The sequence below is a fragment of the Pseudomonas sp. Ma2-10 genome (genome assembly GCF_054330215.1).
Genome location: NZ_JBTEYL010000006.1, coordinates 77205 through 96821 on the forward strand (window position 1 = coordinate 77205; position 19617 = coordinate 96821).

At 59.3% G+C, this 19617-nt stretch carries 18 protein-coding genes; 16 read left to right on the plus strand and 2 right to left on the minus strand.

Annotation, left to right across the window (positions count from 1 at the left end; translation table 11 throughout):
• The first annotated feature begins 58 nt into the window (after positions 1 to 58).
• Both ACXPVS_RS10240 and ACXPVS_RS10245 read left to right on the plus strand, forming a co-directional pair.
• Positions 59 to 502: a hypothetical protein gene (locus ACXPVS_RS10240; RefSeq protein ID WP_458509825.1), complete on the plus strand. Its 444-nt coding sequence runs from the start codon at positions 59 to 61 to the stop codon at positions 500 to 502.
• Between the two features lie 215 nt (positions 503 to 717).
• Complete coding sequence (locus ACXPVS_RS10245) at positions 718 to 987, plus strand: hypothetical protein (RefSeq protein WP_458509826.1); 270 nt, start codon at positions 718 to 720, stop codon at positions 985 to 987.
• Positions 988 to 1080: 93 nt separating this feature from the next.
• Here ACXPVS_RS10245 and rsgA read toward each other — a convergent pair whose 3' ends face one another.
• Positions 1081 to 2112, minus strand: a complete 1032-nt coding sequence (rsgA, locus tag ACXPVS_RS10250; protein ID WP_458509827.1) for a small ribosomal subunit biogenesis GTPase RsgA — start codon at positions 2110 to 2112, stop codon at positions 1081 to 1083.
• A gap of 107 nt (positions 2113 to 2219) precedes the next feature.
• Between rsgA and orn the strand changes: the two genes are divergently transcribed.
• Together orn and ACXPVS_RS10260 are read left to right on the plus strand one after the other, a co-directional pair.
• Positions 2220 to 2762 (plus strand): oligoribonuclease, encoded by a 543-nt coding sequence (gene orn / locus ACXPVS_RS10255; protein ID WP_008035288.1) that lies wholly within the window; start codon positions 2220 to 2222, stop codon positions 2760 to 2762.
• A gap of 92 nt (positions 2763 to 2854) precedes the next feature.
• Positions 2855 to 3466 (plus strand): trimeric intracellular cation channel family protein, encoded by a 612-nt coding sequence (locus tag ACXPVS_RS10260; RefSeq protein WP_008153267.1) that lies wholly within the window; start codon positions 2855 to 2857, stop codon positions 3464 to 3466.
• Here ACXPVS_RS10260 and queG read toward each other — a convergent pair.
• Positions 3448 to 4527, minus strand: coding sequence for a tRNA epoxyqueuosine(34) reductase QueG (gene queG, locus ACXPVS_RS10265; protein WP_458509828.1), 1080 nt, complete (start codon positions 4525 to 4527; stop codon positions 3448 to 3450). The two genes, ACXPVS_RS10260 and queG, sit on opposite strands and share 19 nt — an antisense overlap.
• A gap of 63 nt (positions 4528 to 4590) precedes the next feature.
• On the opposite strand from queG, the gene ACXPVS_RS10270 reads away from it, so the two are divergent.
• The 12 genes from ACXPVS_RS10270 to ACXPVS_RS10325 all read left to right on the plus strand — a co-directional run bounded on the left by ACXPVS_RS10270 (position 4591) and on the right by ACXPVS_RS10325 (position 19585).
• Positions 4591 to 6090: an NAD(P)H-hydrate dehydratase gene (locus ACXPVS_RS10270; protein WP_458509829.1), complete on the plus strand. Its 1500-nt coding sequence runs from the start codon at positions 4591 to 4593 to the stop codon at positions 6088 to 6090.
• The gene (tsaE, locus tag ACXPVS_RS10275; protein ID WP_458509830.1) at positions 6078 to 6548 is read left to right on the plus strand and encodes a tRNA (adenosine(37)-N6)-threonylcarbamoyltransferase complex ATPase subunit type 1 TsaE; all 471 of its coding nucleotides are present in this window, start codon (positions 6078 to 6080) and stop codon (positions 6546 to 6548) included. The genes ACXPVS_RS10270 and tsaE overlap by 13 nt, the downstream gene beginning before the upstream one ends.
• A 48-nt stretch (positions 6549 to 6596) precedes the next feature.
• A complete protein-coding gene (locus ACXPVS_RS10280; protein ID WP_458509949.1) occupies positions 6597 to 7976 on the plus strand; it encodes an N-acetylmuramoyl-L-alanine amidase in 1380 nt (459 codons plus the stop codon).
• Positions 7973 to 9883 carry a DNA mismatch repair endonuclease MutL gene (gene mutL, locus ACXPVS_RS10285; RefSeq protein ID WP_458509831.1) on the plus strand — a complete coding sequence of 637 codons (1911 nt, stop codon included), beginning with the start codon at positions 7973 to 7975 and terminating at the stop codon, positions 9881 to 9883. Before ACXPVS_RS10280 ends, mutL begins: the two co-directional genes overlap by 4 nt.
• Positions 9883 to 10854 carry a tRNA (adenosine(37)-N6)-dimethylallyltransferase MiaA gene (gene miaA / locus ACXPVS_RS10290; RefSeq protein ID WP_458509950.1) on the plus strand — a complete coding sequence of 324 codons (972 nt, stop codon included), beginning with the start codon at positions 9883 to 9885 and terminating at the stop codon, positions 10852 to 10854. The genes mutL and miaA overlap by 1 nt, the downstream gene beginning before the upstream one ends.
• 94 nt (positions 10855 to 10948) lie before the next feature.
• Positions 10949 to 11209, plus strand: a complete 261-nt coding sequence (hfq, locus tag ACXPVS_RS10295) for an RNA chaperone Hfq (RefSeq protein ID WP_007902656.1) — start codon at positions 10949 to 10951, stop codon at positions 11207 to 11209.
• A 12-nt stretch (positions 11210 to 11221) separates the two neighbouring features.
• Entirely contained in the window at positions 11222 to 12523 is a 1302-nt protein-coding gene (hflX, locus tag ACXPVS_RS10300; protein ID WP_458509832.1) for a ribosome rescue GTPase HflX, read from the plus strand.
• A gap of 96 nt (positions 12524 to 12619) precedes the next feature.
• Complete coding sequence (hflK, locus tag ACXPVS_RS10305) at positions 12620 to 13789, plus strand: FtsH protease activity modulator HflK (RefSeq protein WP_458509833.1); 1170 nt, start codon at positions 12620 to 12622, stop codon at positions 13787 to 13789.
• Positions 13789 to 14658: a protease modulator HflC gene (hflC, locus tag ACXPVS_RS10310; protein WP_458509834.1), complete on the plus strand. Its 870-nt coding sequence runs from the start codon at positions 13789 to 13791 to the stop codon at positions 14656 to 14658. The genes hflK and hflC overlap by 1 nt, the downstream gene beginning before the upstream one ends.
• 318 nt (positions 14659 to 14976) lie before the next feature.
• Positions 14977 to 16164 carry an ATP phosphoribosyltransferase regulatory subunit gene (locus ACXPVS_RS10315; RefSeq protein ID WP_458509835.1) on the plus strand — a complete coding sequence of 396 codons (1188 nt, stop codon included), beginning with the start codon at positions 14977 to 14979 and terminating at the stop codon, positions 16162 to 16164.
• 54 nt (positions 16165 to 16218) lie between these two features.
• On the plus strand, positions 16219 to 17511 hold the full coding sequence (locus ACXPVS_RS10320) for an adenylosuccinate synthase (RefSeq protein WP_458509836.1): 1293 nt from the start codon (positions 16219 to 16221) through the stop codon (positions 17509 to 17511).
• A 139-nt stretch (positions 17512 to 17650) separates the two neighbouring features.
• A complete protein-coding gene (locus tag ACXPVS_RS10325; protein ID WP_458509837.1) occupies positions 17651 to 19585 on the plus strand; it encodes a methyl-accepting chemotaxis protein in 1935 nt (644 codons plus the stop codon).
• Positions 19586 to 19617: the final 32 nt, after the last annotated feature.

The following is a 19617-nucleotide window of genomic DNA, read 5'->3' on the forward strand; positions in this document are numbered from 1 at the left end:
CACGCAATATTTTCTAAACTAAAATCGCTTTAAACCATTGATGCGAAAAGGAGTAGTAATGAAAGCTGTATGGAATGCAAAAGTTGGCTTTGGCATTATGTCCTGGGCTGTTGTGAGTTACGCCGTGACTACGGCGATGTTCACGCTTATATTTTTCCCATTTCTTCCGCTAGTAAGCTATCTCGCGGGTTGGCCATTTGGTTTGTCAGTGTTAATAAGCATAATGTTTTTCGTTATCTGCAATTTCGCAAAACGCGACCACAAAGTCAGCATCTCAATCGTCCCGGAAGGACTTAGTTTCCGTGACGAGGCTGCTGGTTATGAACGTCAAGACCTCATTCGATACGAAGATATCCAGTCAATTCGAGTTCGGCGCAATCCGTTTTTCAGGTCGCTTGTGATAAATCTGAAAGAAAGAAACCAACGGTTCTCTTTGAGTAACGTGCTTTTGCCTGAGAATTTTCTTGCCGGTATGCACGCTCACATTGATGTTAAGAGCTGAGGGTGGAACCTGCTGCTGCGTCGTCATGCCGTGTCGGCGCTTTCGAGGGGGTCGCGTTTGCTCAATAGCTGTAGGAATGATCTGAAATTTCACGCCTGGGTTCTCAGTCGCGCAAGCATCTGCCTATAGTTCCACTGTTGCTGCCAACGTGGCGACCGATCTTAGCCGGTCTACATACAGATGAAATCTCTCGAACGTATCCGGAGTTTTTAACCATGGCTAAGTACCACCCGCTCCAAGGCAACTTCAGTGTCGGCCCGACGCTGTACATCGACACCGAAGCGCGCGCTTCCGATCTTCTTGAAACCGCCGTCCACCGACTCAAAGCCGCACGTAACCTGCTCAACAGCGTCACCTGCCTGTGCGTCAAAGACGCCGAAGGTCACGACCTGGAGCATTTCGCCAACGTTGCACACATGTTGATTCAGGATGGCTGTGACGCCTTGGACGCTCTGGGCTGGAAGCTGGAAAAAGCAGGATCCTGAAACCAAAAAAAGCCGCGAGATGATCGCGGCTTTTTTATTTCTGCTAGATGCTGCTGATCATTTCCGTGGTACCACGAAAATGATCAAGGCTACTTAATAGCTGGTTTCCGGCAGGCTAGCAATGATCGACCGATAACTGTTCATCCGTTGCTGCTGCACGCGGCCCTCTTCCAGAGCCTTGAGCAGGGCGCAACCCGGTTCGCGGTCGTGCTTGCAGTCGCGAAAGCGGCAGGTGCCGATCAGGTCGTTGAATTCGATGAAGCCGGCTTCGACGTCGGCACGGCTGACGTGGCCCAGGCCGAATTCGCGAATACCCGGAGAGTCGATCAACTCACCGCCACCGGGGAAGTGGAACAACCGCGCGGTAGTGGTGGTGTGAGTGCCCTGGCCGGACAGCTCGGACAGCGGGCCGACACGGGCTTCGACTTCAGGCAACAGGCTGTTGACCAACGAGGATTTGCCGACGCCGGACTGGCCGACGAACACACTGATGCGTCCGTCCAATTGTTTTTGAAGTTGTTCCATGCCGTTGCCGTGGTGCGCCGAAACCTCCTGCACCGGGTAACCCAGCGTGCGGTAAACCGCCAGCAAGGCATTTAACGCCGGGGCGTTTTGCTCGTCGATCAAGTCGAACTTGTTGAGCAACAGCAGTGGCCGAATGCCGGCGTGCTCTGCAGCAACCAAATAACGGTCGATCAAGTTGGCGTGAGGCTCGGGCAGCGGCGCGAAGACGATGACGATCATGTCGACGTTGGCGGCTACAGGCTTGAGCTGACCACGGCTGTCCGGGCGGCAGAGTTCGGTTTTACGCGGCAGTTGCGCCACGATCACCCCGATGCCCTGGTTGCCGGCACGCCAGACCACCTGATCGCCGGTCACCAGCGCCGGCAGGTTGGCGCGCAAGTGACAGCGGAACACCTGGCCGGCCAAATCGCCATCTAGGGCTTCGACTTCGACCTGTACACCGAAGTGCGCGATCACCAGGCCGGTTTGTTCCGGACCCAGATCGCCACCCTCAAGTGCCTCGACAGCCGAGGACTCGCGTTTGGCGGCGCGGGCAGCGCGTTCGCCCTGAATCTTTTCGATGCGCCAGTTTTGACGACGATTGAGTTGGCGTTTGGCCATGGGTGTTCCGTATCAAGAATGCAGCGATTAGGTAAAACGGCCGCGAGTTTAGCACGCCCGGCCGCCGCCCTAGGCTAAACTGCGCAGCATTGCCTAGGAGCCGACACATGCAAAACCCACAGAATCTGATCTGGATCGACCTGGAAATGACCGGTCTGAACCCTGATACCGACGTCATCATCGAGATGGCCACCATCGTCACCGACAGTGACCTGAACACCTTGGCCGAAGGTCCGGTGATCGCTATTCACCACAGCGACGAAATCCTCGCTGGCATGGACGAGTGGAACACCCGTCAACACGGCGGCTCCGGGCTGACCCAGCGGGTGCGCGACAGCCGTATCAGCATGGCCGAAGCCGAAGCCGAAACCATCGCCTTCCTGGAAAAGTGGGTGCCGAAAGGCAAGTCGCCGATCTGCGGCAATAGCATCTGCCAGGACCGTCGTTTCCTCTATACCCACATGAAATCCCTGGAAAGCTTTTTCCACTACCGCAACCTCGACGTCTCGACTCTGAAAGAGTTGGCCGCGCGCTGGGCGCCGGACGTGCGCGACAGCTTCAAAAAGGGCAGCACTCACCTGGCCCTCGACGACATCCGTGAATCGATCGCCGAGCTGCAGCATTACCGCAAGCATTTCATCAAGTTCTGATGGAATTGAGGGCTGCACGGAATGTGCAGCGCCCTCTTTTGGTGCCGTCCCTAAATGGCTAGACTGCGCGCCTTCCTGCAAGGACCGCCACTATGTTGCTGATGCTTTACCTGATCGCCATTACCGCCGAAGCCATGACCGGTGCCCTGTCGGCCGGCCGTCGCGGGATGGATTGGTTTGGCGTGGTGCTGATTGCGTGCGTCACGGCTTTGGGTGGCGGGTCGGTGCGTGACGTGCTGCTCGGTCACTACCCGTTGACGTGGGTCAAGCACCCGGAATACCTGGTGCTGACCTCGGTGGCGGCGATGTTCACGGTGTTCGCTGCACGCTGGATGCGCCACCTGCGCTCACTGTTTCTGGTGCTCGACGCCGTGGGCCTGGTGGCGTTCACCCTGATCGGCTGCATGACCGCGCTGGAAATGGGCCACGGCATGCTCGTAGCGTCTGTCAGCGGTGTGATTACCGGGGTTTTCGGCGGCATCCTGCGCGACATTTTCTGCAACGACATCCCGCTGATCTTCCGCCGCGAGCTCTACGCCAGCGTCTCGTTCGCGGCGGCGTGGTGCTACATGCTCTGCATTTACCTGCAATTGCCGGGTGAACAGGCGATTCTCATCACCTTGTTTGGCGGCTTCCTGCTGCGGTTACTGGCGATCCGTTTTCACTGGGAAATGCCGAAGTTCGTTTATAACGACGAAGCCTGACGTGTGGCATGTTGCTTGAGCGCCCACTCGACATGCTCTCGCACCAACTCCGACGGGTAATCCTTGCGAGCCTTCAGTGCTTCCAGGACAGGAATGCTCGACGGCGCGTTCCCCAGGCCTACCGCCAGGTTTCGCAGCCAGCGCTCATAACCTGCTCGGCGTAACGGCGAACCTTCGGTACTGCTGAGAAACGTGTCCTCATCCCACATGAACAGTTCGGCCAATTCAGCGTTGTCCAGATTGTGCCGTGGCTTGAAGTCGCTTTCGCCGGAAGGACGGGCGAAACGGTTCCACGGGCAGACGATCTGGCAGTCATCACAACCAAATACCCGATTGCCGATCAGCGGCCGCAAATCTTCCGGGATCGCGCTTTTCAGTTCAATGGTCAGATAGGAAATACAGCGTCGGGCATCCAGCACGTACGGGCCAACGAAAGCGTTGGTTGGGCAGATGTCGAGGCACGCCGTGCAGCGGCCGCAATGTTCAGTGGCGTGAGGCGGATCGACGGGCAGCGGCAGGTCGACGAACAGCTCGCTGAGAAAGAAGTAACTGCCGGCCTTGCGATTCAAGACCAGGGTGTTTTTGCCTATCCATCCAAGACCGGCCTGTTCCGCGATGGCTTTTTCCAACACCGGGGCGCTGTCGACGAAAGCGCGGAAACCAAACGGGCCGATCTCGGCCTGAATTTTATCTGCCAGTTGTTGCACGCGTTTACGGATCAATTTGTGGTAATCGCGGCCTAAGGCATAACGCGAGACGTAGGCTTTTTCCGGTTGTGCCAAGCGTTTGGCCATTTCGGTGTCGCCCGGCAGGTAGTCCATGCGCAGGGAAACCACCCGAAGCGTGCCGGGCACCAGCTCTTCCGGGTGTGAGCGTTTACTGCCGTGGGCGCCCATGTAGTCCATTTCGCCGTGGTAGCCGGCCGCGAGCCAACGCTCCAGGTGCTGTTCATGCTCGGCCAGGTCGAGGCCGCTGATGCCGACTTGCTGAAAGCCCAGCTCACGACCCCAGTCCTTGATGGATTGGGCGAGGGCGGGCAGGTCTGTGGTAATTGCAGGCATGAGGCGAGAGAAACCGGAGCTGAGGTGCGTATAATTCTGCCAGACATCGGAGCCCGAAGACGCATGCCGCACACTAAAGATGATTTACCCGACGCGCTGTATAACGCCGCACAAGTGCGCGCCCTCGATGCAAGCCTGATCGCGGCTGGCACATCGGGCTTCGAATTGATGCAGCGCGCGGCGCGGGCGACCTGGCGTGCGCTGGTCCGTCATTGGCCATCGGCGAATGAATTGAGTGTCGTGGCCGGTCACGGCAATAACGCCGGCGACGGTTATCTGGTGGCCGTGCTGGCCCAGCGTGCCGGCTGGCATGTGCGGGTGTTGGCGGTCGGTGATCCCCAGCGTTTACAAGGTGATGCGGCATTGGCCCATGCGGAGGCCGTGTCCGAAGGTGTCGCGGTTCAAGCCTTCAGTGCGCAGTCAGCGTTGCGCGGTGTTGTACTGGATGCCTTGCTCGGCACTGGTTTGACGGGAGAGGTGCGAGAACCCTACGCGGGGGCCATCGCGGCGATCAACGGCAGCGGGCTGCCGGTTGCGGCGGTGGATATCCCTTCGGGGCTGTGCGCTGATACCGGCCGAATACTCGGTGCCGCGGTGCGGGCTGACCTGACGGTGACGTTCATCGGCCTGAAACTGGGTCTGTTCACCGGCGATGCTGCAGACGTGGTCGGCGAGTTGGTGTTCAACGATCTGCAGGCCTCCCCCGCGTCGTTTAACGGAGTCGCCATCAGTGCGCGTCGCCTGACGGCCAGTTCCTTGCCGCGTCTGATGGGCCGGGCTCCAACCTCCCATAAAGGCAAATACGGCCATGTCCTGCTGATCGGCGGTGATCGCGGCTTTGGTGGCGCCATTCTGCTGAGCGCGCAAAGTACCCTGCGCAGCGGTGCGGGCAGGGTGTCCGTGGCGACGCGCAGTGAACATGTTTCGGCCGCGCTGGCGAGAATTCCTGAAGCCATGGTGTTGGGCACTTCGTCGGCCAATCAACTGATGGGACTGCTTCAAAAGGTTTCCGTGCTGGTTGTCGGCCCGGGCTTGGGTCAGGCTTCCTGGGGGCGCAGCCTTTTGTCGGCAGCTGCCAACGCGCCGCTGCCGCAAGTCTGGGACGCCGATGCATTGAATCTGCTGGCTTCAAAGCACGTGAGCTTGCCCAGGGACTGTGTGATCACGCCGCACCCGGGCGAGGCGGCGCGACTGCTGGGAATTTCGACTGCCGAAGTTCAGGCTGACCGCCCCGCTGCCGCTCGCGCATTGAGCAAAAAACATACAGCTGTCGTGGTGCTGAAAGGCGCCGGCAGCCTGATCGCCGGCCCCGATGGGCGCTTGGCATTGTGTCATCAGGGCCACCCGGCCATGGCCACCGCCGGTTTGGGTGATGTGCTGGCCGGTCTGGTCGGCGCGTTGCTGGCTCAAGGCATGGAGGCGTTCGACGCCGCCTGCCTGGCCGTTTGGCTGCACGCCAATGCCGGCGCGCAAGAAGGTAAATCGGGCCGCGGGCTGGCGGCCAGTGATCTGATTCCAGCCATTCGTCAGTTGTTGGAGGAGCAAGCACCGTGTCTGAAGTAATCCTGTACCTGGCTGATGAAGAGGCGATGACTGCATTTGGCGCACGCATCGCACAAACCACTGAAGGGCACGGTCTGATTTTTCTCGAGGGCGATCTGGGCGCGGGGAAAACTACGTTGTCGCGGGGCATTATCAGGGGGCTGGGGCATAAAGGGTCGGTAAAAAGCCCTACGTTTACCTTGGTCGAACCCTACGAGATTGGTGACGTTCGGGCCTTCCATTTCGACCTCTATCGCTTGGTCGATCCTGAAGAATTGGAGTACCTCGGTATCCGCGACTACTTTCAAGACGACGCGTTGTGCCTGATCGAATGGCCTCAGAAGGGTGAAGGCTTTTTGCCAAAGCCCGACCTGACCATTACCATTAGCCCGCAAGACAGTGGCCGTTCGCTGAAAATTTTATCCCAGGGCTCGCGCGGCGAGTCGTGGTGTGCCGCTTTGGCATTGGAATCCAATTAAATGATGGGGTCAGGTATGCGCTTTCGCGCGATGGTAGCTGCCGTAGGGATGTTGTTTTTGGCGGTGACCGTCGACGCTGTGGCTGAGACAAAGGTCAACAGCATTCGTCTGTGGCGGGCACCGGACAACACCCGGCTGGTGTTTGACCTGACTGGGCCCGTCCAGCACAGCGTGTTCACCTTGACCTCCCCTGATCGGCTGGTGATCGACATCAACGGCGCGTCCCTCGCTACGCCGCTGAATGTGGCTACCGCCAACACCCCGATTACCGCCATACGTTCGGCCCAGCGCACGCCGACCGACCTGCGGGTGGTCATCGACCTGAAAAAAGCCGTCACGCCGAAAAGTTTTACCCTGACGCCAAACGGCCAGTACGGCAATCGTCTGGTGGTCGACCTGTTCGATAACGCCGCCGACGCCGCGCCAATACTGACGCCGACCAATGTCGCGAAGGTGGTCCCGGTGCCGGTCACGCCGGTAGAACCCGCAGTGAAGCTGCCACCTGCGCCTGCCGGCAAGCGCGACATCATTGTGGTGATCGACGCCGGCCACGGTGGCGAAGACCCGGGCGCCTCGGGCTCTCGCGGTCAGCGTGAAAAAGACGTGGTACTGGCCATCGCCCGCGAACTGCAACGTCAGGTCAATGGCATGAAAGGCTTTCGCGCCGATCTGACCCGCACCGGCGACTATTTCATCCCACTGCGCGGCCGGACAGAAATCGCTCGCAAGAAGGGCGCCGACCTCTTTGTTTCGATCCACGCCGACGCCGCGCCTTCGGCGGCTGCATTCGGTGCGTCGGTGTTTGCGCTGTCTGATCGGGGGGCCACCTCTGAAACCGCCCGCTGGCTGGCCGACAGCGAAAACCGTTCCGACTTGATCGGTGGCGCCGGCAACGTCAGCCTCGACGACAAGGACCGCATGCTCGCGGGCGTGTTGCTCGACCTGTCGATGACTGCCTCCCTGACCTCCAGCCTGAACGTCGGCCAGAAGGTTCTGAGCAACATCGGCCGCGTCACGCCATTGCACAAACAGCGTGTGGAACAAGCCGGGTTCATGGTGTTGAAATCGCCGGACATCCCGTCGATTCTGGTGGAAACCGGGTTCATCTCCAACGCCAAGGAAGCGTCGAAGCTCGCGGCGGCCAGCCACCAGCAAGCGCTGGCACGTTCGATCAGCAGCGGCGTGCGCCAGTTCTTCCAGCAGAATCCGCCACCAGGCAGTTACATAGCCTGGCTGCGTGACTCCGGCAAAATCGCCCCAGGGCCGCGGGATCACCGGGTCAATCCGGGTGAAACCCTGGCAATGATCTCCGTGCGTTATCAGGTATCCCCGGCCACCTTGCGCAGTGTCAACAACCTGAAAAGTGACGCGCTGAAAATCGGTCAGACCCTGACCATTCCAGGCACCGAGCTGGCGTCCAAGCAATGAATCAGGCCGTGATCAACAGCGCTCGCATCGAGCTGCTGAGCCCGCGATTGGCGAACCAGATTGCCGCTGGCGAGGTGGTCGAGCGCCCGGCTTCGGTGATCAAGGAGCTGCTGGAAAACAGCCTCGACTCCGGCGCCAAGCGTATCGATGTCGACGTAGAGCAGGGCGGTGTCAAGTTGCTGCGGGTGCGCGACGATGGCAACGGTATTTCTGCCGATGACCTGCCGTTGGCCCTGGCGCGACACGCCACTAGCAAGATCCGCAACCTGGAAGATCTCGAACAGGTCATGAGCCTTGGGTTTCGCGGGGAAGCACTCGCCTCGATCAGCTCCGTGGCGCGTCTGACCCTCACCTCTCGCACTAAAGAGGCTGATCAGGCCTGGCAAGTCGAAACCGAAGGCCGGGACATGGCGCCTCGCGTGCAGCCGGCGGCCCACCCGGTGGGCACATCGGTGGAAGTGCGCGACTTGTTCTTCAACACCCCGGCGCGACGCAAGTTTCTCAAAACCGAAAAAACCGAATTCGATCACCTGCAAGAAGTGATCAAGCGTCTGGCGTTGGCGCGTTTCGACGTAGCGTTCCATCTGCGCCACAACGGCAAGACCATCCTCAGCCTGCATGAAGCCCATGACGACGCGGCTCGTGCCCGGCGTGTGGCGGCGATTTGCGGTTCGGGTTTCCTCGAGCAGGCGCTGCCGATCGAGATCGAACGCAATGGCCTGCATTTGTGGGGCTGGGTCGGCTTGCCGACGTTCAACCGCAGCCAGGCAGACTTGCAGTATTTCTTTGTGAACGGCCGTGCCGTACGCGACAAACTGGTGGCCCACGCGGTACGTCAGGCCTACCGCGACGTGCTGTTCAACGGCCGGCACCCGACGTTCGTGCTGTTTTTCGAAGTCGATCCGGCAGGCGTTGACGTCAACGTGCACCCGACCAAGCACGAAGTGCGCTTCCGTGACGGGCGCATGGTTCACGATTTCCTCTATGGCACCCTGCACCGCGCCTTGGGTGATGTGCGGCCGGAAGACCATCTGACCGCGCCTCTCGCGACGGACATCGTTCGCCCCACCGGTATTGATGCTGGCGAGTTCGGTCCACAGGGCGAAATGCGTCTGGCGGCCAATGCCTTGCTGGAACAGCCTCAGGCTCAGCCGTCGTTCAATGCGCCGGCAGGCTCGGGCGCTGGTGCCGGTTATCAATACCAGTACTCGCCGCGGCCTCAGTCCGGCGTGCCGGTTGCTGAGGCTCAGGCAGCTTATCGCGAGTTTTTTGCACCATTGGCAGAAGCCAACGCGGTAGCACTGCCGGCCGGACAGGACGATGTTCCGCCGCTGGGTTATGCACTGGCGCAGCTCAAAGGCATCTACATTCTTTCGGAAAACGCCCAGGGCCTGGTGTTGGTGGACATGCATGCGGCTCACGAGCGGATCATGTACGAACGCCTGAAAATCGCCATGGCCAGCGAAGGCCTGAGCGGTCAGCCGCTGCTGGTGCCGGAGTCCCTAGCGGTTAGTCAGCGTGAAGCCGATTGCGCCGAAGAGCACATCGCCTGGTTCCAGCGCCTGGGCTTTGAGTTGCAGCGTTTGGGCCCGGAATCCCTGGCTATCCGGCAGATTCCGGCCTTGCTCAAGCAAGCTGAAGCCAATCGATTGGTCAGTGACGTTCTGGCGGATCTGATGGACTACGGCACCAGCGACCGGATCCAGGCGCACCTGAACGAATTGCTCGGCACCATGGCCTGCCATGGCGCGATTCGTGCGAATCGGCGTCTGGCCCTGCCGGAAATGAACGGTCTGCTGCGGGATATGGAAAATACGGAACGCAGCGGTCAATGCAACCATGGCCGACCGACCTGGACCCAACTGGGCCTGGACGATCTGGACAAACTGTTCTTGCGCGGTCGTTGATGAGTCAGCTCCCTCCTGCGATTTTTCTGATGGGGCCGACCGCCGCCGGCAAGACCGACCTGGCCATCGAACTCACCAAAGTCTTGCCTTGCGAGCTGATTAGCGTCGATTCGGCGCTGGTCTACCGTGGCATGGACATCGGCACCGCCAAGCCTTCAAAAGAGCTTTTGGCTGAGTTTCCGCACCGTTTGATCGATATTCTCGACCCGGCAGAGAGCTATTCGGCCGCAGATTTCCGTCGTGATGCCCTCGACGCCATGGCCGAGATCACCGCGCGGGGCAAAATTCCGCTGCTGGTGGGCGGCACAATGCTCTATTACAAGGCTTTGGTTGAAGGTCTGGCAGACATGCCTGCGGCAGATCCGGACGTCCGCGCACAGATCGAAGCAGAGGCCGCACGCCTTGGCTGGCAAGCCCTGCACGATCAATTGGCGGTCATCGATCCGAAATCCGCGGCCCGTATTCATCCGAACGATCCGCAGCGACTCAGTCGAGCGCTGGAAGTTTATCGCGTCAGTGGTCAGAGCATGACTGCGCTAAGGTTGCAACAATCTGCGCAAAGTACTGAAGCAGCCGCTTCGGGACTGCAACAATTGCCCTATACTGTCGCGAACTTGGCTATTGCTCCGGCAAATCGTCAGGTATTGCACGAGCGAATTAAACAAAGATTCACAAATATGTTGGAACAGGGATTCATTGACGAGGTCGTAGCCCTGCGTAAGCGAAGTGACCTGCATGCCGGGTTGCCGTCTATACGTGCAGTAGGCTATCGACAAGTCTGGGACTACCTGGATGGCAAGCTGACGCAAGCCGAGATGCAGGAGCGTGGAATCATTGCCACGCGCCAATTGGCGAAGCGCCAGTTCACCTGGCTGCGCAGTTGGGCTGATTTACACTGGTTGGACAGCCTGGATTGCGACAATCTGCCGCGCGCCTTGAAATACCTGGGGACCATCTCCATATTGAGCTGAGTCCTTGCAATTGCCGTCTATCCTTGGGGGTGTGACGGCCACAAGCCATCTGTTTACCTATTTTTTATATTGAATCCTTAAAGGAGTGCGGCACATGTCAAAAGGGCATTCGCTACAAGACCCTTACTTGAATACTTTACGTAAAGAGAAAGTGGGGGTTTCCATCTACCTGGTCAACGGGATCAAATTGCAAGGTACGATCGAGTCTTTCGACCAGTTCGTTATCCTGCTGAAAAACACCGTCAGCCAGATGGTCTACAAACACGCTATCTCTACAGTGGTGCCGGTTCGTCCAATTCGTCTGCCTAGCGCAACCGAATCCGAAGCAGGTGACGCTGAGCCAGGTAACGCCTGATAGGAGTCTCCTTTGTTCTTTGAGCGCCACGGTGGTGGTGAGCGGGCAATTCTCGTTCACTTGGATGGTCAGGACCCTGAGGCGCGCGAAGATCCGCAGGAGTTTCAGGAGTTGGCAATTTCGGCTGGCGCCGAGACCGTCGCGTTTTTTAACGTGCCGCGTCATCGGCCAACCGCCAAATACCTGATTGGCAGCGGCAAGGTCGAAGAGTTGCGCGACCTGGTCAAAGCCGAGCAGGTAGATCTGGTAATTTTCAATCACATCCTCACGCCCAGTCAGGAGCGTAACCTCGAACGTGTTTTCGAGTGTCGCGTGATCGACCGCACGGGTCTGATTCTCGATATCTTCGCCCAACGCGCCCGCACCCATGAAGGCAAGCTCCAGGTCGAACTGGCCCAGCTTGAGCACATGAGTACGCGGCTGGTTCGTGGCTGGACTCACCTTGAGCGGCAGAAGGGCGGTATCGGTCTGCGGGGGCCGGGTGAAACCCAGCTCGAAACTGACCGGCGCCTGTTGCGGGTTCGCCTGCGGCAGATCAAGGGACGTCTGGAAAAGGTCCGTACCCAGCGTGAGCAGTCTCGTCGCGGGCGCAAGCGGGCTGACATTCCGACGGTTTCACTGGTGGGTTATACCAACGCCGGCAAATCGACGCTGTTCAACTCGGTGACCGACTCAGACGTCTTCGCCGCTGACCAACTCTTCGCCACCCTCGACCCGACCCTGCGCCGGCTCGAGCTCAATGACCTCGGGCCGATCGTGCTGGCCGACACCGTGGGCTTCATTCGCCACCTGCCGCACAAGCTGGTCGAGGCATTTCGGGCTACGCTTGAAGAGTCGAGCAACTCCGATCTGCTGCTGCACGTCATCGATGCCCATGAGCCTGAGCGTATGGCTCAGATTGAACAGGTCATGGTGGTGCTCGGGGAGATCGGGGCGCAAGACTTGCCGATCCTTGAGGTATACAACAAAATCGATTTGCTTGAGGGTGTAGAGCCGCAGATCCAGCGCGATGCCGATGGCAAGCCGCAGCGGGTCTGGTTGTCGGCCAAGGACGGTACGGGTCTGGACCTGCTCAAGCAGGCGGTGGCCGAACTGCTCGGCGATGATTTGTTTGTTGGCACCTTGCGCTTGCCGCAACGTTTTGCTCGACTGCGTGCGCAGTTTTTCGAACTCGGTGCGGTGCAGAAAGAAGAACACGACGAAGAAGGCATCAGCCTGCTGGCCGTTCGTTTGCCACGGGTTGAGTTGAATCGACTGGTGAGTCGCGAAGGACTGCAACCGATGGAATTCATCGAACAACACACTTTGCAATAAAAGCCTGAAAAAGCGGTTGTGCCGCGGTGACAGGCATTCTGTAGCATTGGTCGGCGCGCCGTGGGTGCGTCTTTGCTTTATCAGATGGAGAGCGCTATGGCTTGGAATGAGCCGGGTGGCAACTCGAATAATCAGGATCCTTGGGGTGGCAAGCGCCGCAATAACGGCGACCGCAAGGGGCCACCGGATCTCGACGAGGCCTTCCGAAAGCTGCAGGAAAGCCTGAACGGGTTGTTCGGTGGAGGTAAAAAACGTGGTGATGACGGCGGAGGTTCGGGCAGGAGTGGCGGCTTTGGCGGTCTGCTCGGCATCGGCTTGGTCGTGTTGGCGGCCGTGTGGCTGTATAGCGCGGTCTATGTAGTCGACGAGCAGGAGCAAGCCGTGGTATTGCGCTTCGGCAAGTACTACGAAACGGTAGGCCCGGGTCTGAACATCTACTTCCCGCCGATCGATAAAAAGTACATGGAGAACGTCACGCGTGAGCGTGCCTACACCAAGCAGGGCCAAATGTTGACTGAAGACGAAAATATCGTCGAAGTCCCACTGACCGTGCAGTACAAGATCAGCAACCTGCAGGACTTCGTGTTGAACGTCGATCAGCCGGAAATCAGCCTGCAGCACGCAACTGAAAGTGCCTTGCGCCACGTGGTGGGTTCCACCGCAATGGATCAAGTGCTCACTGAAGGGCGTGAGTTGATGGCGAGCGAGATCAAAGAACGTCTACAGCGCTTTCTCGATACGTATCGCACCGGCATCAATGTCACTCAGGTTAACGTCCAGAACGCTGCGGCACCGCGTGAAGTGCAAGAAGCCTTCGATGACGTGATCCGCGCCCGTGAGGACGAGCAGCGTTCGCGTAACCAGGCTGAAACCTACGCCAACGGTGTTGTGCCGGAAGCACGAGGCCAGGCGCAGCGAATCCTAGAGGATGCCAACGGTTATCGTGATGAAACCGTCTCGCGGGCTAAGGGTGAGGCTGACCGCTTTACCAAGCTGGTGGCGGAATATCGCAAGGCCCCCGAGGTTACCCGCGAGCGTCTGTACCTGGACACCATGCAGGAAGTGTTCTCCAACACCAGTAAGGTTCTCGTGACCGGCAACAAGAATGGCCAGAGCAATCTGCTCTACTTGCCGCTGGACAAGATGATCGACAGTGGTCGCAGCCCCAATGCACCGGTAACCGGCGCGGCAGCCTCCAGCAATGAAGCGAATGCGCGTGCGGCAGCCGATCTGCAGCAGCAAACACGCACCAGGGAGAGTCGCTGATGAGCAATAAATCACTGATCGCCCTTATTGTTGGCGTTGTGGTAGCGATCGCTGCCTGGAACTGCTTCTACATTGTGGCTCAGACCGAGCGTGCGGTAATGCTGCAGTTCGGGCGAGTGGTCGAGTCTGATGTGCAGCCAGGTTTGCATGTGAAAGTGCCCTACGTTAACCAGGTGCGTAAGTTCGACGCACGCCTGATGACGCTAGATGCTCCGACACAGCGCTTCCTGACGCTGGAAAAGAAAGCTGTCATGGTTGATGCCTATGCCAAGTGGCGCGTGAAAGATGCCGAGCGCTTCTATACCGCGACGTCTGGCCTCAAGCAGATTGCTGACGAGCGTCTTTCCCGTCGTCTGGAATCGGGCCTGCGTGACCAGTTCGGTAAGCGCACGCTGCACGAAGTGGTTTCCGGTGAGCGTGACGGGCTGATGGCAGACATCACCGCTTCGCTGAATACGATGGCGGAAAAAGAGCTGGGCATCGAAGTAGTTGATGTGCGGGTCAAGGCCATCGACCTGCCGAAAGAAGTCAACCGCAGTGTGTTCGAGCGTATGAGCTCCGAGCGTGAGCGTGAAGCTCGCGAGCACCGCGCCAAGGGTAACGAGTTGGCAGAAGGCATTCGTGCCGACGCCGATCGTCAACGCCGCGTGTTGCTGGCTGAAGCCTATCGTGAATCTGAAGAGGTTCGCGGTGACGGTGATGCCCAGGCGGCGTCGATCTACTCCAAGGCCTACGGTCAGGATCAGGAGTTCTACGCTTTCTACCGTAGCCTGCGTGCTTACCGTGAAAGCTTCGCGAACAAATCCGACGTCATGGTCCTGGACCCAGGCAGCGACTTCTTCCGTTATTTGGAAAAAGCCAAGCCTTGATACAACGTTGACCCAAATTATCCCCCCGCCTGGCGGCTAACGCCTCGGGCGGGGTGATCCTTTGGGAAAACGTGTGTATGATGCGGCAGCCGGGAAATCCCCGGCTTTTTTGCGTCTGCACGTTTGATTGCTGTTTTTATGCAAGCGTCCGAGTTGAATGACTCGACAGGTTTTTCGAGGAAAGTGGTTGGCGAAGCCGATTTCAGGCTTTTCGCCCCGTTGTTCATGCGCGTGGTTTGTGCGCATGAGCCGATCATTTTCTGCTTCACTCAAGGCTCGCCCAAAGGCTTGCCGCCCGGATCATAGGGGAATGGCGTAATGGCAACGGTAGACCGCTGGCTGCTGCCAGATGGCATCGAAGAAGTACTGCCACCAGAAGCGGCGCGCATTGAAGTCGCGCGTCGTCAGGTGTTGGATCTGTTCCAGAGCTGGGGTTACGAGTTTGTCGTGACTCCCCATATCGAGTACCTGGAATCCCTGCTGACCGGCGCGGGCCAGGACCTCGATCTGCGTACCTTCAAGGTCATCGACCCGCAATCGGGCCGGCAAATGGGGTTCCGTGCCGACATCACGCCGCAAGTGGCGCGCATCGATGCGCACACCCTGCGCCGTGAAGGCCCGAGCCGTCTGTGCTATGCCGGTAGCGTGCTGCATGCTCAGCCGCGCGCGTTGTCGTCCTCGCGCAGCCCGATCCAGCTGGGTGCCGAGTTGTACGGCGATGCCAGCCCGAGCAGCGACGTTGAAGTCATCAGCCTGATGTTGGCTATGCTGCAACTGGCCGATGTGCCGGATGTGCACATGGACCTTGGCCATGTCGGTATCTACCGTGGCCTGGCCCGCGCCGCCGATTTGTCCGGTGAAGTTGAACAACAATTGTTCGATGCGTTGCAACGTAAGGCCATCGACGAAGTCATTACCTTGACCGAAGACTTGCCTGCCGATCTGTCGGGCATGTTGCGGGCGCTGGTCGACCTCTGTGGCGGCCGTGAAGTATTGAGCGCTGCCCGCGAGCGTCTGGCAAGTGCGCCGGCGCCGGTTCTGGCTGCTTTGGATGACTTGCTGGCGATTGCCGAGCGTCTGTCCACGCGTTTCCCTGAGTTGCCGTTGTATTTCGACCTGGGCGAGTTGCGCGGTTACCACTACCACACCGGTGTGGTGTTCGCGGTATTCGTACCGGGTGTTGGCCAGTCCATTGCTCAGGGCGGTCGTTATGACGACATCGGTGCCGACTTCGGTCGTGCCCGTCCGGCAACCGGCTTCTCTACCGATTTGAAAACCCTGGTGACCCTGGGGCGTGCTGAGATCGAGCTACCGTCTGGCGGTATCTGGATGCCTGACAGTACGGATGCGGCACTCTGGCGGCAGGTTTGCCAATTGCGCAGTGAGGGTCAGCGTGTCGTTCAGGCTTTGCCTGGGCAACCTTTGGCCGCCGCCCGTGAAGCGGACTGCGACCGGCAATTGATTCAGCAGAACGGGCTTTGGCAACTATCGCCACTGGCTTCTTGAGTTTTCCTGCCGGCCGTGGCCGGCACCAAGTTTGCGCGAATGAGGACAAGTGTTATGGGTAAGAATGTCGTAGTCCTGGGCACTCAATGGGGTGATGAGGGCAAAGGCAAGATCGTTGATCTGCTGACCGAACATGCTGCCGCCGTAGTGCGTTACCAGGGTGGCCACAACGCGGGTCACACTCTGGTGATCGATGGTGAAAAAACCATCTTGCACCTGATCCCGTCGGGCGTGCTGCGCGAAGGCGTGCAGTGCCTCATCGGTAACGGCGTGGTGGTTGCGCCCGACGCTCTGCTACGGGAAATCATCAAGCTGGAAGAGAAAGGCGTACCGGTGCGTGAGCGCCTGCGTATCAGCCCGTCCTGCCCCCTGATCCTGTCCTACCACGTAGCGCTGGACCAGGCTCGTGAAAAGGCCCGTGGCGAGCTGAAGATCGGTACTACCGGTCGCGGCATCGGCCCAGCGTACGAAGACAAGGTTGCACGCCGAGGCCTGCGCATCGGTGACCTGTTCCACCGTGAGCGTTTCGCCGCCAAGCTGGGCGAGTTGCTGGATTACCACAACTTCGTTCTGGTCAACTACTACAAAGAGCCTGCGATCGACTTCCAGAAAACACTCGACGAGTGCATGGAATACGCCGAGCTGCTGAAGCCGATGATGCTCGACGTCACCGCTGAGCTGCACGAGCTGCGTCGCGCTGGCAAAGACATCATGTTCGAAGGCGCCCAAGGCTCCCTTCTGGACATCGACCACGGTACCTACCCGTACGTCACCAGCTCCAACACCACCGCGGGCGGCATTGCCACCGGTTCGGGTTTTGGTCCGATGTACCTGGATTACATCCTGGGCATCACCAAGGCTTACACCACTCGTGTTGGTTCGGGTCCGTTCCCGACTGAGCTGTTCGACGACGTGGGTGCTTTCCTGGCCAAGCGTGGCCACGAGTTCGGCGCTACCACGGGACGTGCCCGTCGTTGCGGCTGGTTCGATGCCGTCATCCTGCGTCGCGCTATCGACGTCAACAGCATCTCGGGCCTGTGCCTGACCAAGCTGGACGTGCTGGACGGTCTGGAAACCATCAACATCTGCGTTGGCTACAAGAACCAGGATGGTGCGGTGATCGACGCACCGACTGACGCCGACAGCTACATCGGCCTGGAGCCGGTGTACGAAGAGATGCCAGGCTGGACCGAATCCACCGTCGGTGCCAAGACCCTGGAAGCGCTGCCACAGGCTGCCCGCAACTACATCAAGCGCGTCGAAGAGTTGGTCGGTGCGCCGATTGACATTATTTCGACGGGCCCGGACCGCAACGAAACCATCGTTTTGCGTCATCCGTTCGCTTAATAAGTCGTTGATGTAAAACACAAAGGGTCCTTAATTGGACCCTTTGTCGTTTATGCCTGTTGGACGGCACGACCCTTGCTTTGATTATCGCTTCTGGTGTGCCATCAATTTAATGGCGTCAAAGCAGAGGGATAACCCCGTGTCAGCCATTCTCTCACTGTTACAAAGCCGTCTTCTGCGGCCGGTATTCGTTACCCTTGGTATCGCCCTTTTGGTGCAAGTGCTTGTAGCTGTCGCCCTGACTCGGAGCACAGTGACCGCGCTGGAAGCAGATTTAGGTGTTCGCCTGGGTGCCGACAGTCAAAAACTTTCTGGCGAGCTGGAGCAAGCGGGACGTGAAGTCACGTCAAGCCTCGACAGCCTGTCCACCAATACCCGTCAGCGACTCACTGCCGGCCTGTCCTCGCGTCTGAAGGACGAGCAGGCGCAGTTGCGTACGACGCTGGAAAAAGACCTGAAGGACTCCGCCAATGATATGGCGCAGCTTCTGGCCTCTGTCGCACCTCGCGCCATGTGGGATAGCGACGTTCCAACCTTGTCCGAATTCGCCCGTCGGGCCCAGCGCAATCCGAACGTATTGTTCGTGGTCTACGACGATGCCACTGGCCAGCACCTGACGCGCTATTTGAACAGGGAGAACCCGATCAACAAGGCGCTGCTGGAGAAAGGCGAGGGCGAGCGCGCGCTGGACAGGGTGCTGAATGCAGCGAAGAACGATCCGTCGGTCTACTACCTTGAAGCCTCGATCAATCCCAATGGTGTGGAAATCGGCAAGGTCTTGATGGGGGTCTCCACGGCTTCGGTGGAAGTCGATCTGGCGGCCCTCGACAAACGCTTTTCGGCGCTGATCGCTAGCAGTGATCAGTTGGTGGGCGATAGCCTCAAAGGCGCAGCGGCGGATAGCGCAGCGGCGATGGGCGCGCGCCTGAAGTCGGCGCAATCCACGGCCTCTGAAATGCAAGCCAACACCTCCGGCACTGTTCAGGAAGCGGCAGGTACTTTGCGCTGGCGCATCGGCATGGGTCTGGCGGTGGTGGGTTTCGGTGTGCTGCTGTTGCTCGCGGTGGTGCTGGGTCGACGGGTGGTCAATCGCTTGAAATTGCTCATCGCTGCCATGGACGACCTCGCTGCGGGAGAGGGCGACCTGACCAAACGAGTGCAGATCAACAGTAAGGACGAAATTGGCGACATGGCCTCAGCGGTCAATCGCTTTGTGGATAAGTTGCAGCCGATCGTGCGCGAGGCGGGCGATGTGGCTCAGCGCACGGGTGTGGAAATCGGTGCCATGACTTTACGCAATGCCGGGGCCGATAAAGCGGCGGGCATGCAGCGCGATGAGGTGGCCGAGAGCCTGCGTGCATTGTCGCAAATGGCTGACGAGGCCCAGTCTGAAAGCCATGCCATGCAGGCGGCCTTGCAGCAAGTGGTGGATATTCGTTCGGCCACGGATGAAAACACGCGCACTTCGGCAAAAGTCGGCAGCCTCATCGAGGCGTTGGCCGGGCAGGTCGATACCGGGGCGAAAGTCATCGAGCGGCTGGCGCAGCAGAGTGAGCAGATTGAAGTGGTGCTGACGGTGATTCACGGGATTGCCGAGCAGACCAACCTGCTGGCGCTGAATGCGGCCATCGAAGCGGCGCGTGCGGGCGAGACCGGACGCGGGTTTGCCGTGGTGGCCGATGAAGTGCGGGCGCTGGCGAGCAAGACGCAAAGTTCTACCGGCGACATTCAGGCGCACATCGTTGCCTTGCAGCAAGGTGCGCGTGAGGCGGTGGCCGCGATCGGTCAGGCCGGGCGTCAGGCCAGCGAAGGTTTGCTGGTGTTGCGCGACAGTGCGCGGTTGCAACAATCGGTGCAGGCGTCGGTCGAGCAGGTTCATGCGGCGATTGGTCTGGCAACGCAGGCGGCGGCGCATCAGGCGCAAGGCGCGCAAGCGGTGCGCGGTCGGGTTGAAACCATTCATGCACAGGCTGAGAAAGCGGCTCAAGCGGTGGTGGAAACCACGGCCAGCGGCAAGGTGCTGGATGGATTGGCGGCGCAGTTGAAGGCGAGTCTGGGGCAGTTCAGGGCATAAGATTGGTATTGGTCGGTCTGTTGTCATCGCGA

Coding starts and splice junctions, on each gene's coding strand:
- mutL (WP_458509831.1), top strand. CDS start 7,973: ATGAATCAGGCCGTGATCAACAGCGCTCGCATCGAGCTGCTGAGCCCG.
- ACXPVS_RS10315 (WP_458509835.1), top strand. CDS start 14,977: ATGGCAACGGTAGACCGCTGGCTGCTGCCAGATGGCATCGAAGAAGTA.
- ACXPVS_RS10260 (WP_008153267.1), top strand. CDS start 2,855: ATGTTGCTGATGCTTTACCTGATCGCCATTACCGCCGAAGCCATGACC.
- ACXPVS_RS10240 (WP_458509825.1), top strand. CDS start 59: ATGAAAGCTGTATGGAATGCAAAAGTTGGCTTTGGCATTATGTCCTGG.
- hflK (WP_458509833.1), top strand. CDS start 12,620: ATGGCTTGGAATGAGCCGGGTGGCAACTCGAATAATCAGGATCCTTGG.
- orn (WP_008035288.1), top strand. CDS start 2,220: ATGCAAAACCCACAGAATCTGATCTGGATCGACCTGGAAATGACCGGT.
- queG (WP_458509828.1), bottom strand. CDS start 4,527: ATGCCTGCAATTACCACAGACCTGCCCGCCCTCGCCCAATCCATCAAG.
- ACXPVS_RS10270 (WP_458509829.1), top strand. CDS start 4,591: ATGCCGCACACTAAAGATGATTTACCCGACGCGCTGTATAACGCCGCA.
- hflC (WP_458509834.1), top strand. CDS start 13,789: ATGAGCAATAAATCACTGATCGCCCTTATTGTTGGCGTTGTGGTAGCG.
- rsgA (WP_458509827.1), bottom strand. CDS start 2,112: ATGGCCAAACGCCAACTCAATCGTCGTCAAAACTGGCGCATCGAAAAG.
- ACXPVS_RS10280 (WP_458509949.1), top strand. CDS start 6,597: ATGTTGTTTTTGGCGGTGACCGTCGACGCTGTGGCTGAGACAAAGGTC.
- ACXPVS_RS10245 (WP_458509826.1), top strand. CDS start 718: ATGGCTAAGTACCACCCGCTCCAAGGCAACTTCAGTGTCGGCCCGACG.
- ACXPVS_RS10320 (WP_458509836.1), top strand. CDS start 16,219: ATGGGTAAGAATGTCGTAGTCCTGGGCACTCAATGGGGTGATGAGGGC.
- miaA (WP_458509950.1), top strand. CDS start 9,883: ATGAGTCAGCTCCCTCCTGCGATTTTTCTGATGGGGCCGACCGCCGCC.
- hfq (WP_007902656.1), top strand. CDS start 10,949: ATGTCAAAAGGGCATTCGCTACAAGACCCTTACTTGAATACTTTACGT.